Origin of the sequence: Lysobacter capsici (assembly GCF_014779555.2) — a bacterium.
GTDB classification, from domain to species: Bacteria; Pseudomonadota; Gammaproteobacteria; order Xanthomonadales; family Xanthomonadaceae; genus Lysobacter; species Lysobacter capsici.
The window spans coordinates 4,370,866-4,386,004 of sequence record NZ_CP094357.1; the positions used below are offsets into that span (position 1 = coordinate 4,370,866).

10 protein-coding genes are annotated in these 15,139 nt (G+C 67.2%); 4 read left to right on the top strand and 6 right to left on the bottom strand.

Going from position 1 to position 15,139, the window contains the following annotated elements; translation table 11 throughout:
- Positions 1-34 precede the first annotated feature (34 nt).
- A complete protein-coding gene (locus tag IEQ11_RS17860; protein ID WP_191823614.1) occupies positions 35-1,051 on the top strand; it encodes a zinc-binding alcohol dehydrogenase family protein in 1,017 nt (338 codons plus the stop codon).
- A 327-nt stretch (positions 1,052-1,378) separates the two neighbouring features.
- Here IEQ11_RS17860 and fusA read toward each other — a convergent pair whose 3' ends face one another.
- From fusA to IEQ11_RS17885, 5 genes are all read right to left on the bottom strand, one after another.
- Positions 1,379-3,448, bottom strand: a complete 2,070-nt coding sequence (gene fusA / locus IEQ11_RS17865; protein WP_191823615.1) for an elongation factor G — start codon at positions 3,446-3,448, stop codon at positions 1,379-1,381.
- Positions 3,449-3,508: 60 nt separating this feature from the next.
- Positions 3,509-3,967 carry a hypothetical protein gene (locus tag IEQ11_RS17870; RefSeq protein WP_191823616.1) on the bottom strand — a complete coding sequence of 153 codons (459 nt, stop codon included), beginning with the start codon at positions 3,965-3,967 and terminating at the stop codon, positions 3,509-3,511.
- Positions 3,968-4,765: 798 nt separating this feature from the next.
- Positions 4,766-7,570 carry an AAA family ATPase gene (locus tag IEQ11_RS17875; RefSeq protein ID WP_191823617.1) on the bottom strand — a complete coding sequence of 935 codons (2,805 nt, stop codon included), beginning with the start codon at positions 7,568-7,570 and terminating at the stop codon, positions 4,766-4,768.
- On the bottom strand, positions 7,563-8,561 hold the full coding sequence (locus IEQ11_RS17880; protein WP_191823618.1) for a hypothetical protein: 999 nt from the start codon (positions 8,559-8,561) through the stop codon (positions 7,563-7,565). The genes IEQ11_RS17875 and IEQ11_RS17880 overlap by 8 nt, the downstream gene beginning before the upstream one ends.
- Positions 8,561-10,042, bottom strand: a complete 1,482-nt coding sequence (locus IEQ11_RS17885; RefSeq protein WP_191823619.1) for a hypothetical protein — start codon at positions 10,040-10,042, stop codon at positions 8,561-8,563. The genes IEQ11_RS17880 and IEQ11_RS17885 overlap by 1 nt, the downstream gene beginning before the upstream one ends.
- Before the next feature lie 213 nt (positions 10,043-10,255).
- Here IEQ11_RS17885 and IEQ11_RS17890 point away from each other — a divergent pair, with 213 nt between their 5' ends.
- The 3 genes from IEQ11_RS17890 (at position 10,256) to IEQ11_RS17900 (ending at position 14,215) form a co-directional block, all read left to right on the top strand.
- A complete protein-coding gene (locus tag IEQ11_RS17890) occupies positions 10,256-12,319 on the top strand; it encodes an NADPH-dependent 2,4-dienoyl-CoA reductase (RefSeq protein ID WP_191823620.1) in 2,064 nt (687 codons plus the stop codon).
- A gap of 641 nt (positions 12,320-12,960) precedes the next feature.
- A complete protein-coding gene (locus tag IEQ11_RS17895) occupies positions 12,961-13,419 on the top strand; it encodes a cell wall hydrolase (protein WP_036114714.1) in 459 nt (152 codons plus the stop codon).
- Positions 13,420-13,603: 184 nt separating this feature from the next.
- The gene (locus IEQ11_RS17900) at positions 13,604-14,215 is read left to right on the top strand and encodes a glutathione S-transferase N-terminal domain-containing protein (protein WP_191823621.1); all 612 of its coding nucleotides are present in this window, start codon (positions 13,604-13,606) and stop codon (positions 14,213-14,215) included.
- A gap of 323 nt (positions 14,216-14,538) precedes the next feature.
- On the opposite strand, the gene IEQ11_RS17905 is transcribed toward IEQ11_RS17900, so the two are convergent.
- Positions 14,539-15,045, bottom strand: coding sequence for a hypothetical protein (locus tag IEQ11_RS17905; RefSeq protein WP_036114719.1), 507 nt, complete (start codon positions 15,043-15,045; stop codon positions 14,539-14,541).
- Positions 15,046-15,139 lie beyond the last annotated feature (94 nt).

A 15,139-nucleotide genomic window follows, 5' to 3' on the forward strand; every position in this document is an offset into this window, starting at 1 on the left:
CGGCCTCACCTCCCCAAGCACTCTGGAGTTCGCAATGAAAGCCGTAGCCCTCACCCGTTATCTGCCGATCGACGACCCGCAATCGCTGCTCGATGTCGACCTGCCCGCGCCGGTCGCCAGCGGCCACGACCTGCTCGTGCGGGTGGAAGCGATCTCGGTCAATCCGGTCGACACCAAGGTGCGTTCGCCCAAGCCGCAGGTCGAAGCGCAGCCGCGCGTGCTCGGCTACGACGCCGCCGGCACGGTCGAAGCGGTCGGCGAAAGCGTCACCCGCTTCAAGGTCGGCGATCGCGTCTATTACGCCGGCGACATCACCCGTCCGGGCAGCAACAGCGAACTGCAGTTGGTCGACGAACGCATCGTCGGCGCCGCGCCGACATCGCTGAGCGCGGCGCAGGCCGCGGCGTTGCCGCTGACCGCGATCACCGCGTGGGAACTGCTGTTCCAGCGCATGCCGTTCGATGCGGAAACCGGCGGCCGGGGCAAGTCGCTGCTGATCCTCGCCGGCGCCGGCGGCGTGGGCTCGATCGCGATCCAGCTCGCCAAGCGCGCGGGCTTCACCGTGATCGCCACCGCCTCGCGCGGCGAGAGCATCGACTGGAGCAAGCAGATGGGCGCCGATCACGTGATCGACCACCGTCAGCCGCTGGCGCCGCAGCTCAAGGCGCTGGGTTTCGACCACGTCGACGCCGCGTTGAACCTGGCCGACACCGATCGCTACTGGGACGTGCTGGGCGAATTGCTCGCGCCGCAGGGCCATGTCGGCCTGATCGTGGAGCCGTCGGGCACGCTCAAGATCGGCGACCCGTACAAGGCCAAGTGCATCGGGATCCACTGGGAAATGATGTTCGCCCGTCCGCGCTTCCAGACCCCCGACATGATCGAACAAGGCCGCATCCTCGATCGCGTCGCCCAGTTGATCGACGCCGGCGAACTCAAGGGCACCCACAGCGCGACCATCGGCACGATCAACGCGGCGAACCTGCGCGAAACCCATCGCCGGCTGGAGTCGGGCGCGACGATCGGGAAGTTGGTATTGGCGGGCTGGTGAACAGCGGGGTGATGCACCGGTAAAAGGTGGGCTCAAGTCGCTGCAATCACGCGTTCGCGGGACTGACGAGCCACCGCGATCGACGCCTCGGCTCATCCATCGTTCCCGCTAAAACGGGCTGCGCTTCTACTTCGGCCTGGCCGAATATCCAGCGACGTTCACCCGTGAAGCGGAGAAGCCGCGGCGCCTGGCCGCTGCGGGAGCGACGACTCCGAGCACCGCAAGGGCGATCCGAAAGAACCCACCCAACCCGGGAACGCGAAAAAAAAGAGGGGTCGGCATGCCGACCCCTCCCGTTCTTGCCTACTACGGTGTCGCACTACTTGCTTACACGGCATTGGATGCAGGACGCGCCTGCTCGTAGCCGTTGAACACCACCGACGCCGAGGCCCGTCCCTGGGTCAGCGAGCGCAGCGCGGTCGCGTAACCCGACAACGCGGCCAACGGCGCGCGCGCGGTCACGTCCGTGCGGCTGCCCTTGTCCTCGATGCCGAGCACCCGGCCCGAGCGGCGTTGCAGATCGCCGACCACATCGCCGACGTTGCCGGCGGGGGTGTCGATGACCAGCGCCATCACCGGTTCGAGCAAGGTCGTGCCGGTCACCGCCAACGCCGCCTTCAAGGCTTCGCTCGCGGCGCGCTGGAACGCCAGCTCGCTGGAGTCCACCGCGTGGGTCTCGCCGTCGGTGAGGCTGACGGTGAGGCCAACCAGCGGATAACCGCGCGGACCTTCGCTCAACGCCGCGCGCAGGCCCTTCTCCGTCGCATTGACGAAGTTCTTGGGCACCACGCCGCCGCTGGTGCGATCGACGAACTCGAACTGCCCGTCCTCGCGCGGCGCGACATCGATCGTCACCCGCGCGAATTGGCCCTGCCCGCCGTTGCGCTTGACCAGCTTGCCCTCGATGCCCGCGACCGCGGCGCTCGGGGTTTCCTGGTAGGCCACGCGCGGCGAACCGGTGCGCACGTCCACGCCCCAGCCTTCGCGCAGGCGCTCGACCATGACGTCCAGATGCAGCTCGCCCATGCCCCAGACCAGGGTTTCGCCGGTTTCCGGATCGGTGCCGACCCGGAACGACGGATCTTCCTGAGCCAGGCTGGCCAGGCCCTGGCCCAGACGGATCAGGTCGCTGGCCTTGGCCGCGGTCAGACGCCACGACAACACCGCCGGTTGCGCCTGGATCGTGTCGAGCACGAGCTTGCGTTCGACGCCGCTGAGGGTTTCGCCGCTGACCGCGTCCTTCCATCCCTGGATCGCGACGATCTCGCCGGCATACGCCACCTCGACATCGCGGCCGTGATCGGCCTGCACCACCACCAGTCGACCGACCCGTTGCGCGCGCTCGCGACGCGAGGCCCACACCGTGTCGCCGACCCGCAGCGTGCCCGAGTACAAACGCACGAACGACAGCGCACCGTGTTCCTGATGCACGATCTTGAACACCAGACCGCCCAGCGGACCGGAGGCATCCGGCGCCAGCGCCACTTCGCCGTCTTCACTTTGCGCCGTCACCATTGGACGATCCAGCGGCGACGGCAGGTAGTCGACGATGGCGTCGAGCAGGGTTTCCACGCCCTTGTTCTTGAACGCGGAACCGCCCAGCACCGGCGTGCCGGCGCCTTTCAGGGTGCCGCGACGCAGCGCCGCCTTGAGCAGCTCGCTGTCGATCGCGCGCGCGTCCAGGAAAGCCTGCGCGAGCTCGTCGTCGTGATCGGCGACGGCCTCGATCAGGCGCTCGCGCAGCGGTTCGTGCTCGCGCGTTTCCGCCTCGTTCCAGGGGCGCCGGGCGATGCCGCCCGTCTCGTCCCACAGCACGAGTTCGCGCGCGACCAGGTCGACCCAACCGCGCAGATCGCTTTCCGCGCCCAGCGGCCGGCCGATCGCCCACGGCGTCGCATCGAGCTTGTCGCGCATCTGCGCGAGGGTTTGCTCGAACGACGCGCCGACGCGGTCCATCTTGTTGACGAACGCGATCAGCGGCACGCCGTGCCGGCGCGCCTGACGCCACACGCTTTCCGATTGCGGCTGCACGCCGTCGACCGCGCTGAACACGGCGACCGCGCCGTCGAGCACGCGCAGCGAACGCTCGACTTCGATCGCGAAGTCGATGTGGCCGGGGGTGTCGATGATGGTCAACCGATGCTCGGCCAGGCCTTGCGGGGTCCAGTGCGTCTGCACCGCGGCCGCGCCGATGGTGATGCCGCGGCGTTGTTCGATCGGATCGAAGTCGGTGGTGGCGGCGCCGTCGTGGACTTCGCCGACGCGATGGATCGCGCCGGTTTTCCACAGCAGCCGTTCGGTCAGCGTGGTCTTGCCGGCGTCGACGTGGGCGATGATGCCCAGATTGCGCCAGCGCGAGGGGTTGAGGTTGAGAGTGCGGGTGTTCGTGGTGTTCATGACGATGCCTTAATGCCAACACGGGAGGCCGCGCGCCCCTGTTGGCTGCAAGGCGCGCGGCTAGGTTTGGGTTTCGGCCGTGGAATTCATGGCACGTTCTCCTTGGTTTTCAGGGGTTTCGGTGAAGGAATTGCGCTTGTTCGGCGGGTCGCGCGGATCGTTTTCGACGGATGTCTTCGACAAATTCCGGGCAATAAAAAAGCACCCTTGCGGGTGCTCTGTTCTGGTGTGGCTTCGCGCGGTCGTTACATCGACGCAGCGGCGAAAATCACAGGAGGCAGGCGCACCCGGCCCGCGCTCACGCGCTGGGCTTGCAGCGATATCAGTAGCGGGAACTGCTTCATGGGTGCGGTACGACTGCGGTTTTGGGTGTGCATAGAGTAAGGGCGGCGCGGCGGGAGTCAATGGGCGCGGGGTGTGGGTGGCTGGGATGTATCGTTCCATCGGCTGGATGGAGATCGGGCGGATGGGGAAATCGGGCGGTGGGGCGTCTTTGTTTGAGCCGGCAAGGCGTGCCATGAATTACAGCGTGTTTGCACGAAGTCGCGGCTGAAATCGGCGCCCGCTTTGGAAAAGGGGGCGAGCGCCCGGCAGGGTTCGATCCTGAGGGGCGATCGGTGCGCGGGGGATTCGCTTTTGGGCGGTCGGCGCTGCGATGGAGCGAGAGCAAAAGCGAATCCCCCCTGCCCCCCTTTTACAAAGGGGGGAACAGCAACAGCAACGACGACGGCACGGCGACTGTAACTGTAATAACAACGCCAGAGCAGCGGCGGTGGCGGCGCCGACGACACCAACACCAACACCAACGGCCACGACCACAACCGCGGCTGTAGCCACGGCTACTGCTACTGCTACTGCTACGGCTACGGAGACGGCGAAGGCGAAGGTGAAGGTGAAGGTGAAAGCGAAGGCTCTACGATTGCCTAAACACAAATGCTCCGGGTAAATCACGGAGCAGCCCATTTTCCGCACGAAGCCGCGGCTGAAATCGGCGCCCACTTTGGAAAAGGGGGCGAGCGCCCAGTGTGGTTCGATCCTGAGGGGCGATCGATGCGCGGGGGATTCGCTTTTGGGTGGTCGGCGCTGCGATGGAGCGAAAGCAAAAGCGAATCCCCCTGCCCCCCCTTTTACAAAGGGGGGGAACAGCAACAGCAACGACAACAGCAACGACAACAGCAACAGCAACGACAACGGCAACGACAACAGCAAAGGGAATTCGATTGTAGAAAAACGCTTATGTCGAGCGAGCCGCGGGCTCCGGATGTATCACGGAGCCACTTGCAGCAATCAGGCTGAATCACCTCCAGCCACACCCCCTCACGCCGCCTTGTTGTCCTCGCACTTGCGCTTGAGCACCGCCACCGCTTCCGCCCATGGGTTGCCGCCGCGGCGTTTGCTGGTCGCCAGCACCAGGTCGGAGGGTTCGAATACGTTGAGGTTGTGGGTGATCGGCGTGGTCAGGATGTACTGCGCGTCGGTGGCGCGCAGGAAGCGGCCCACCTTCTCGATGTTGAACACGTCCAGATGCGCGAACGGTTCGTCGATGAAGACGAAGCCGCCCGGCTGATCCTCGTCGCGCAGCAAGGCCACCAGCAGCAGCAGCGACTTCATCACCTGCTGACCGCCCGAGGCCTCGCCATCGTCCAGGCCGATCCAGCCCTTGCGGTCGAAATCGAAGCGCACCGACAACCCGGCCTGGGCCAGGGTCACGTCGTCATTGGCCAGTTCCGGCATATCGGCGTCGACGCCGATGCCGGCCAGGTCGCCGAGCGCGGCGAGGTTCTTCTTGTAACGGCGCACAGTCGCGCGCAGCACGTTGATGTAGGCGCCACGCGCTTCTTCGGTGAGGCGCTTGGCGCGGTCCAGATGCGCTTCGCGGCGGCCAATCGAACTTTCCAGCTCGTCGTGGTCGGCGCCGATCTTGTCGCGCAACGGAACGCAGGATTCGTCGGAGACGAAACCGCCGCGCTCCAACCGATCGTCCATGCGCTCGATCTCGCGACGCACCGCCGAAGTGCTTTCGTACTCGGCGCGCGCGGCCGCGAGCGCGGCGGGGCTGCGCCAGGCATCGGGCATCAGCGCGCGCTTGCGGCGGTAGTCGAGGATGCGCTGGATCAGGCTCTGGCGTTCGCCGTGGATCTGCTGCCCGCGTTCGCGCAACTCGCGCGCGAGCGCGTCGATCTGGCCCTGACGCTTGGCCGCGGCGATGCCTTCGGCCTTGTCCTGCTCGGCGGCCTCGTCGATCTTGGCGCGCGCCTGGGCCAACGCGGCCGCGGCTTCGGCGGCGGCTTCGGCCAGTTCCGGCAGACGCGCCTGCGCGTCGGCGAATTCGTTGGCGCGGGTGACCAGTTCCTGCGCCGCGTCCAGGCCCATCAGACGCGACTGATCGGCGTCGACGCGCTGGCTCAGCTCGTGCAACTCGGCCTCGCGCGATTGCGCGCGCTGGGTGATCGTCGCCAGTTCCGCGCGCAGTTCGGCCAGATGCGACTGCCGCGCGCCGCTGCCGAAATGATGCTGGTTGCCGCCGATATGGCGGCCGCCGCGGCTTTCGCGCAGATAGCCCTTCTGGGTGATCCAGTCCTGCCCGGCCGGCAGGCGCGCGCCGTGTTCGATATCGGTGACGCGGCGGATGCGATCGAGCTGACGCGGCAACCACGCCGGCGGATCGGCCGAGAAACGCACCACTTCCAGCAAGGAACCGGCGCTGGCCTTGGGCACCGGCGCGCGTTCGGCGACGATGAAATGACGGTACTGCTGACTCTCGCCGAGCTTCCACGCGATCCGCGCGTCCTTGGGATTTTCCAGCACCAGCAGATGCCGGTACGGCGCCAGCACCGCCTCGACCGCGACCGACCACTGCGGATCGGCGATCTCGACCAGTTCGGTCAGCACCTGATGCTTGATGCCGGCCTGTTCGAGCCCGGCGCGGAAGTCGCGTTCGAACGGCTCGACGATGCGCCCGCCGCCGCTGAGCGCGGCGGTCTGCGCGGAAATCTCGCCGCTACGCTTGCGGTCGCGCTCGGCTTCCAGCTTCAACTCGGCCTGGCGGCGGCGTCCGCTTTCGACGCTGGCGCTGAGCGCCTCGACGTCGATCGCGCCGCGCTGAGCCTGCAGGCGCGCCAGTTCGTCGCGACGCTTGACCAGCATCTCGGCATCGCGCGCAGCGTCGCGCGCCTGGGTGAAGGCCTGCTCGCTCGCGGTCACCTGACGGCGCGCTTCGCGCATCGCTTCTTGCAGCACGTCGCGGCCGGTCGCGGCGATCGCGTCGTCGGCGCGCATCTCCTCGAGGATCCGCTCGCGTTCGCGCAGCGCGCGGCGCAGCCCGGTCAGACGCGGCTTGGCGCCTTCGATCGCCACGCGCTGATCGGCCAGTTCGACCTTCGGCGCGATTTCGCTTTCCAGGCGATGGCGCTGATTGCGCAGCGCATTGCCTTCCTCGAACGAACGCACGTCGGCCTTGGCCGATTCCAGGCGCAGGTGCAGGCCGGCTAGGTCCTGGCCGAGCTGCTGTAATTCCTTTTCGACATCGAACTGCTCGGTGCGCGCGCGCTGGTAGTCGTCGAGCACCGCCTTGTCTTCGAACACGTCGAAGATCAGTTGCAGCAGATCGCGCGGCGAGTACTGGCAGAGTTTGTCGGTCGCGCCTTGCTCGAGGGTGAGCACGCGGCAGATCGCGCGGGTCAGCCCGGCGCCGGCCAGACGCACGCGGTAATCGCGCACGCCGAGCCAATCACCGCCTTGTTCGAGCGTTTCCACCGGGGTGTCGCCGGCGACGATCTGGTAATCGCGGCTCCAGTCGCCGCCGCGCTTGCGGATGCGGCAGGCCAGCGTGACCACGTCGTCCTTGATCGGGAAGAACGGCCGGCCGCCGCGTTTGTCAGGGCGGTTGCTGACCACCGCGCGCAGCCATGCGTACGGCTTGCCGTTGTGGCGCAGATAGGTCTTGTAGTCGCGCGCGGTGTCGCGGTCTTCGATCGCCAGCAAGGTGCGCAGCGCGTCGAGCAACGTCGTCTTGCCCGAGCCGTTGGGACCGACCACGGTGACGATGGACGCGTCCAGCGGCAACTGGAAACGCTGCCAGTAATCCCAGTGGACGACTTCGAGGGAGCGGAACTCAAACATCGGCCGCGGCCTCCTGGTTTTGCTTGGATGGGGTGTCGGGGTTTGCGTCGGTCGCGTCGGTGTCGTCGCTTACCGCGATCGCTTCGGCGTCGCCGCTTTCGGCGGCGAAAGCCCCGACTTCGTCGTCGGCGATCTCATCGGCCTGCAACGGCGGCAACGGATCCATCGCATCGCCGTCGCCGTCGTCGAACACCGCGCCGATTCCCGATTCCCCACTCCCGATTCCCGGCTCCCCATGCGTCTGCGCATACGTATCCAGGTCGGAATAAATCCCCGCCTCGATATCCGCCAGCAACGCCGCATCGGCCTGCGCCTCGGCCTCGGTCTCGCCTTCGAGTTCGGGATTGTCGGCGCTGTAATGGCGCGCTTCGGCGACCACGAACGACAGCGCGCCGTCCATCACCCGGCCGGCGATGCGTTCGTAATCCAGGGCCAGGTCGAGCAACGGGCCTTCGTGGATGCGTTCCTTGCGCCGCACGATGAAGCCCTGCCGCGCCAGCGAGCCCAGGTTGAACTGGATGCGGGTCTTGCCGCCGAGTTTCTCGGCGAAATCGGCGAGCAAGGTGCGCTCGTTGATCGGCTCGACCACTTCGGCGCCGACCGGCACCGGCTTGAGTTCGGCGAACATCTGCTCCTGGTCCTGATCGCGGTCGGCCTGCTGGCGCGCGATCTGGCGTTGGCGCTTGGGCAGCACCAGCAGCGCCCACAGCACCACCAGCAGCGCGATCGCGTCGCGGTCGAGTTGCAGGTTGGTCGACGACCACGCCTTGGCGCTGCCGAACACCGCCGATTCCTGCGGGCGGGCGATGCCGACGGCGATATTGGCGGCGTAAGGATGTTCGAGCAGGCGCATGCCGGCCGCGGCGAGGCGGCGGTCGAGGTCGTTGCGCAGTTCGGCGTCGGTCAGCAGATCGCGGACCGCGACGTCGTCGCGCGGCAGCCAGCGTTCGGCCAGCAGGCGCGCGATCAGGGAAGCGATGGGGTCGTTCATCAGGTGTCCGCGGTGTCCTTGGTCGCTTTGACGCGCTTGCCGGCGGGTGCGGCGGCGGGCGTGGCGGCGCTCTTCTTCTTGGGTTTGCGTTTGGGTGTCGCAGCAGTCTCGGCGTCGGGCGCGGTCGCGTCCTCGACGTCATCGCGCGCTTCGGCGCGTCTGCGCGGGGGCTTGCCGTGCAACGTGGTGTAGTCCGGCGCTTCCAGACGGCCGCGGCTCATGTAGGCCACGCCGGCGCGATCGATGGTTTCGAATTCGGTATCGACGCGCCACGCCAGCGGCAGCCGCGCCATCGAGGCGCTGACGCCGTTGCGGTTTTCCGCGCCGGGATCGCCGATCAGGCCGAGCAAGGACAAGCGGTACGCGCTGAGCGCGAAGCTGTCCTGCGGCACGACTTCGCTCAACTGCGCCGGCGTGTCCGTGGACGCGGCGGCGACATCGGCCAACGCGGTCAACTGATCCAGCCAATTCTCGGCGAACTGGAAATCGGTGGCCGCGGCCGGCGAAGCCTCGGTGTCGGGCGCGGCCTGCGCGGGCGGCAGCGACTGGTCTTCGTGCGCCTCGCGTTCGCGTTCGACCAGTTCGTACTCGGCCACGTCGAGCGCGATCGGCGACAGCATGAACGCCGGGATCGCCGAACGCGCGAGCACGTCGTCGGCCAGCGCGGCCAGCGCCTTCGCATCGAGTCCGCGCAGATAGCGGTTGACGTCCGACGAGGACAACCCGCTCGCGCCCAGATGCACGCGATGGCGATCGAGCTGGCTCAGCGCGCGCTGGAACACCGAGGCCTGGCGCAGCATCGCGCTCTGGGCGCGGCCGATCTGCTGGGCGACGCGGTGGGTGTGGCTGTCGAGTTCCAGGTCCGAGGAAATTTCCTCGACGATCTGGGTGCCCTTCTCGATCCAGCGCCAGGCCTGCTGCAAGGTGCCCGCGGCGCGCAGGATGCGATGCTCCGAGCCGCTGAGCACGGCCTGGTCGAAGTCCTCGCGCAGTTCGTTGAGCCGCGACAGCAGATGCTGCAGATCGTCCGGGCGCACCCGTCCGACCGCCTGGCCGGCGGCGATCTGCGCGGTGACGTAAGCCAGTTCGTCGCCTTCGCGATTGAACTGCAGCAGCAGGCCGATCGCCGACAAGGCCTGGCGGCCGACCGGGCTGATCCGGTAGCGCTGAGTCTGCGCGTCCCATAGCAGCAAATCGTTTTCGCGCAGGCGGCCGATCACGGTGTCGAACTTGACCGGATCGAGGTAGCCGAAGTGTTCGCGCAGTTCCTGCGGGGTCCAGTCCGGGGCCTGACCGCGTTCGCCGATCGCGCGCAGCACCAGCAGCCGCACCATCACCGACTCTTCGCCGCCATGGAACAAGGTGGAGAACGCGCGCAGCAGATCGCGCGCGCCCAGCAGGGGCTGCAGGTCGGGCAGGTCGGCGGCGACGATGTCGGCGCGCAGATAATCCTGGAGGCTGTTTTCTGGGGCGGCGTCCATGGAGGCGGGGCTACGGGGGTCGGGCATGTTCGGCGATGCGCCGCGTCCGTGACAACCGTTGCATTCGCGCGCGTTCGGTGCCTGTCTTCGCCCGGCCTTGACCTGGGACCGCGACGGCCCGCCCCGAAACCCGCTCCGATCGCCGATTCCGCTTGAATTAGCGCGCTGTTCGCGGCATCGTGCCCAATCCATACGCCAGCGTATTCAGCCAGCATGACCACGGCCGCCAACAGCTCCGCCCCGCACCCGCTCTACCCGCGTCTGTTCGCGCCGCTGGACCTGGGGTTCTGCACCCTGCCCAACCGCGTGCTGATGGGTTCGATGCACACCGGGCTGGAGGACAAGGCCGCCGATTTTCCGAAGCTGGCGGCCTACTTCGGCGAGCGCGCGGCCGGCGGGGTCGGCCTGATCGTCACCGGCGGCTTCGCGCCGAACCTCGTCGGCTGGCTCAAGCCGTTCGGCGGCAAGCTCAGCTGGCCGTGGGAAAGCGGCAAGCACAAGCAGGTCACCGCCGCGGTCCACCAGCACGGCGGACGCATCTGCATGCAGATCCTGCACGCCGGCCGCTACGGCTATCACCCGCTGCAGGTCGCGCCGAGCAAGCTCAAGGCGCCGATCAATCCGTTCACCCCGCGCGCGCTGTCGGCCGGCGGGGTCGAGCGCCAGATCAAGGCCTTCGTCAATTCGGCGCGGCTGGCGCGCGAGGCCGGTTACGACGGCGTCGAGGTGATGGGTTCGGAGGGCTATCTGCTCAACGAGTTCACCGCGCCGCGCACCAACAAGCGCAACGACGCCTGGGGCGGCGACGCCAGCAAGCGCTTCCGTTTCAGCGTCGAAATCGTCCGCCGCATCCGCGAGGCCTGCGGCCCGGACTTCATCATCATCTACCGCCTGTCGATGATCGATCTGGTCGACGAAGGCTCCAGCTGGAGCGAAGTCGTCGCCCAGGCCAAGGCGATCGAAGCGGCCGGCGCGACCCTCATCAACACCGGCATCGGCTGGCACGAGGCGCGCGTGCCGACCATCGCCACCTCGGTGCCGCGCGGCGCGTTCACCGGCATCACCGCGCGGCTCAAGCCCGAAGTGCGGATTCCGCTGGTCACCACCAACCGCATCAACATGCCCGACGTGGCCGAACGCATCCTCGCCGCCGGGGACGCCGACATGGTGTCGATGGCGCGTCCGTTGCTGGCCGACCCGGCCTGGGTCGACAAGGCGCAGCGGCAACGCGCGGCCGACATCAACACCTGCATCGGCTGCAACCAGGCCTGCCTGGACCATGTGTTCGAGAACAAGCACGCCAGCTGCCTGGTCAACCCGCGCGCCTGCGCCGAGACCGAACTCAACTACCTGCCGACCAAAACGCCCAAGCGGATCGCGGTGGTCGGCGCCGGACCGGCCGGGCTGGCCTGCGCGACGGTCGCGGCCGAGCGCGGCCACCGCGTGACCTTGTTCGATGCCGCCGGCGAAATCGGCGGCCAGTTCAACCTCGCCAAGCGCATCCCGGGCAAGGAAGAATTCTTCGAGACCCTGCGTTATTTCGCCGGCCGGATCGAACAGACCGGGGTCGAACTGCGCCTGGGCACGACCGCGGATGCGGCGATGCTGGCGGGCTTCGACGAGGTCGTGCTCGCGACCGGGATCAAGCCGCGCGAGGTCGCGTTCCCGGGCTCGGACCACCCGAAGGTCGTGTCCTATCTCGATGTGCTCAAGGGCCGGGTGGTCGCGGGCAAGCGCGTGGCCATCGTCGGCGCGGGCGGGATCGGTTTCGACGTGGCCGAGTTCCTGGTCCACGACGGCCCGCATTCGATCGACGCACCGCACCATCCCGACCCGGCGCGCTGGCGCGCTGAATGGGGCGTGGACCTGGGCTATGGCGACAACCGCGGCGGCCTGGTCGCGCCGCGGCCCGAACCGCCCGCGCGCGAGGTCTGGCTGCTGCAGCGCAGCCCCGGCAAGCCCGGCGCGAAACTCGGCAAGACCACCGGCTGGATCCACCGCGCCACGCTCAAGGCGAAGAAGGTGCGGATGATCGGCGGAGTCGAATATATCGGTGTCGACGACGAAGGCTTCCACGTCCGCGTCGAAGGCAGCGAGCAGGTGCTGCCGGTCGACCAGATCGTGATCTGCGCCGGGCAGGAACCGTTCAAGCCGCTGGCCGCCGCGCTGGCCGAGCGCGGCGCATCGGTGCATGTGATCGGCGGCGCCGATGTCGCCGCCGAACTCGATGCCAAGCGTGCGATCGCGCAGGCGAGTCGGCTTGCAGCGTCGCTTTAAGGCCGGGATTCGGGAATGGGGATTCGGGATTCGGAACGGCAAGAGCGGTTCAACCGCTTTTCCGATTCCCGATTTCCCATTCTCGATTCCCAGCACTACCTGTAGGAGCGGCGCAAGCCGCGACCACGACATCCGGTGACCGGCGAAACCTTCCGCCGCCGGCCCGGTCACGGCCCGATCCGCCCAAACCCCCATTCAGACTTGCCGAACCCGCCGCAAATCCCACCTCGGGCCGAGTCCACCCCGCCCCGGAGACGCCAATTCGCGCACTCGCGAATGCGGCTCACGACCACGTGAGACACGCCCGGCACGCTTCCTGCCGGCACAAAGCCCTGTAGAACCAACGACCTACCACCTGTTCAGAATAAAAACTCCAACTAAATTAGAAACTTGGAAATAGACGTTCAGGTTTTGTTTGGCTGGCCGTCGCTACCGTTCGCCAACTTTTCCGCCGCCCCCTGCAGAGGCGGCACCCACCATCGCTCCGGGCGCCCATTCGCCCCCGGCCCGATGACGGGGCAAAAGCGCGCCGCTAGAGCCGCTGCCCTCCCCAGTACGCCATGTCAGCTCACGGCTGTCCCGCTCTCCCGTTGGGGAGATCGAAGACCCCGTGCGGCCGACGCAACGGAGCAAGGAGTCATATGAAACTGGCTTGGATCCTGTGGTTGGCATCTGTGTTGCCGCCGCAAACCGCCGATTCGCTGTGTTTGAGCACCACCGTGTACCTGGAAGCCCGCGACCAGTCCCTGCGCGGCCAGCAAGCCGTCGCCGAGGTCGCCCTGCGCCGCCGCGACAGCGGCCTGTGGGGCGATACCGTCTGCTCGGTGGTGACCGCCAACAAGCAGTTCGCCCCGACCCTGGTGTCGCCGGGCACCCGCCTGAGCAACAGCGAAGCGTGGACCGAATCGGTCAACGTCGCGCTGGCGGCCGAACGCAACTGGGCGCTGCCCGAGGGCAAGCGCAAGGAAATCGTGCCGGGTGCGAGTCACTTCGCCGCCCACGCGATCGCCAGCCCGTCGTGGCGCAACGCGTACCAGGTCGCGACCATCGGCGATCACACCTTCTATAAGGTGCAGAAGCTCAAGTCGCGGCGGGGTTGATCGGGCCGGGAATCGGGAATCGAGAGTCGGGAATCGTAGAAGCAGTCAAACCGCTCTTGCTGTTGCGATTCCCAAGTCCCTATTTCCTATTCCGTCGAGCCGTAACGCATCGTTGCACCCGATTGCTTGAGCATAGCCCCGAAGCCGGCGATAGTCGGCGGCTTTCCTACCAAAGGGGCAACACATGAAGCTCTACAGCAAGCCCGGCGCGTGTTCGACCGCCGACCATATCGCGTTGCAGTGGACCGGCGGCGCGTTTGAAGTCGAAGTGATGGACAAGGACACGATGAAGGCCCCGGCCTACCTCGCGATCAACCCAACCGGCGCGGTGCCGGCGGTGGTCGACGGCGATTTCGTGTTGAATCAGAACAGCGCGATCATGGGCTACATCGCGGACAAGTTTCCGCACGCGCATCTGAGCGGCGACGGCAGCGCGCAACAGCACGCCGAAGCCGCGCGCTGGCTCGCCTTCGTCAATTCCGATCTGCATCCGGCGTTCAAGCCGATCTTCGGACCCGGCGCATTCCATCCCGATCCCGCCCAGGCCGACACCGTGCGCCAGCACGCGCGCGAACGCGTGCGCGCGCTGTACGCCACGGCCGATCAGCGTCTGGCCGATCGCGAATGGCTCGCCGGTTTCCGCAGTTACGCCGATCCGTATCTCTACATCACCCTGCGCTGGGCCGACGCGGTCGGCGTCGACATGTCGGGCTACGAACACCTGGCCGCGTTCAAGCGCCGCATGGAAGCCGATGCCGGCGTGCAAGCGGCGTTGAAGGCCGAAGGCCTGCAGTAAGCGCGAACAGCACGATCGCTACGGGGCGCGACGTTCGCCGCCTCGTAGCACGCGTCATCGCATCGGGCGGACGCTCGATGCGATGCCAAGACTTCTAGTACGAACTGCGCACGCCACATCGCATAGCGTCGTCAGTCGCGGCTCACAAGTCCGCGACAAACAAGCCGCGCTCGATCAAGCCGCTACGCAAGCAGCGCATTCTTCAGACAGAGCGAAACATCGACAGCCCCCAGTAGGAGCTGCGTAAGCTGCGACCGCGCAACCTGACCCACCGCGCCGGTCTCACTGACTGGATCGAAGCCCCAAGACACAACCCCGCAAGCTCAAGTCCCGGCGGAAAACCGAGCCTCGATCTCCGCGGCAATATCGTCCTTGCGCGCCTTCGCCAGCGCCGCGCTCAACTCCGGCAACACCTCGCCGAGTTCCTCGCTGTTCGAACAACGCTCGATCTTGAGCTGCAGAAAATACCCGCGCAGCCCCAGATGCTCGCGCACGGTTTCGCTCATCAGCGTGTACAGGGTCTGATACCGCTGCGCGGTATCCACCGGCGCGGCGACCGGCAACGCGAACGCCATGCCCGGCGTCGGCGCATGCGCGCTCACCGTGGCCGCGACCGCCGCCGAGGACGCGATCAAGCCCAAGCTTTCGAGCTGCTCCAGCGCATCGGCCGGCCCATGCAGGCTGGCGATCAGATCGCGCAGATGACGCACGCTGCGCTCGCCGTCGACGATCAACAGGATCGAACGCAGGACCGGCGGCAATTTGCGCGAGCGGTGCTGGATCTCATCGCGGCCGTCGTTCGTTTTGACCGGCAGATCGCTGTCGCGCATGGCTATCCCTCGTAGTGAATCCGACCGCACTGCGAACGTCGCGGACCGCAGGCATCGGCTGCGTTGACTGCAGACTTCGCTACGCTCGCGCGCT

Bases quoted from the DNA above. Each gene is read 5' to 3' on its own strand.
- IEQ11_RS17860 (WP_191823614.1), top strand. From the start codon at position 35: ATGAAAGCCGTAGCCCTCACCCGTTATCTGCCGATCGACGACCCGCAA.
- fusA (WP_191823615.1), bottom strand. From the start codon at position 3,448: ATGAACACCACGAACACCCGCACTCTCAACCTCAACCCCTCGCGCTGG.
- IEQ11_RS17870 (WP_191823616.1), bottom strand. From the start codon at position 3,967: ATGGCACGCCTTGCCGGCTCAAACAAAGACGCCCCACCGCCCGATTTC.
- IEQ11_RS17875 (WP_191823617.1), bottom strand. From the start codon at position 7,570: ATGTTTGAGTTCCGCTCCCTCGAAGTCGTCCACTGGGATTACTGGCAG.
- IEQ11_RS17880 (WP_191823618.1), bottom strand. From the start codon at position 8,561: ATGAACGACCCCATCGCTTCCCTGATCGCGCGCCTGCTGGCCGAACGC.
- IEQ11_RS17885 (WP_191823619.1), bottom strand. From the start codon at position 10,042: ATGGACGCCGCCCCAGAAAACAGCCTCCAGGATTATCTGCGCGCCGAC.
- IEQ11_RS17890 (WP_191823620.1), top strand. From the start codon at position 10,256: ATGACCACGGCCGCCAACAGCTCCGCCCCGCACCCGCTCTACCCGCGT.
- IEQ11_RS17895 (WP_036114714.1), top strand. From the start codon at position 12,961: ATGAAACTGGCTTGGATCCTGTGGTTGGCATCTGTGTTGCCGCCGCAA.
- IEQ11_RS17900 (WP_191823621.1), top strand. From the start codon at position 13,604: ATGAAGCTCTACAGCAAGCCCGGCGCGTGTTCGACCGCCGACCATATC.
- IEQ11_RS17905 (WP_036114719.1), bottom strand. From the start codon at position 15,045: ATGCGCGACAGCGATCTGCCGGTCAAAACGAACGACGGCCGCGATGAG.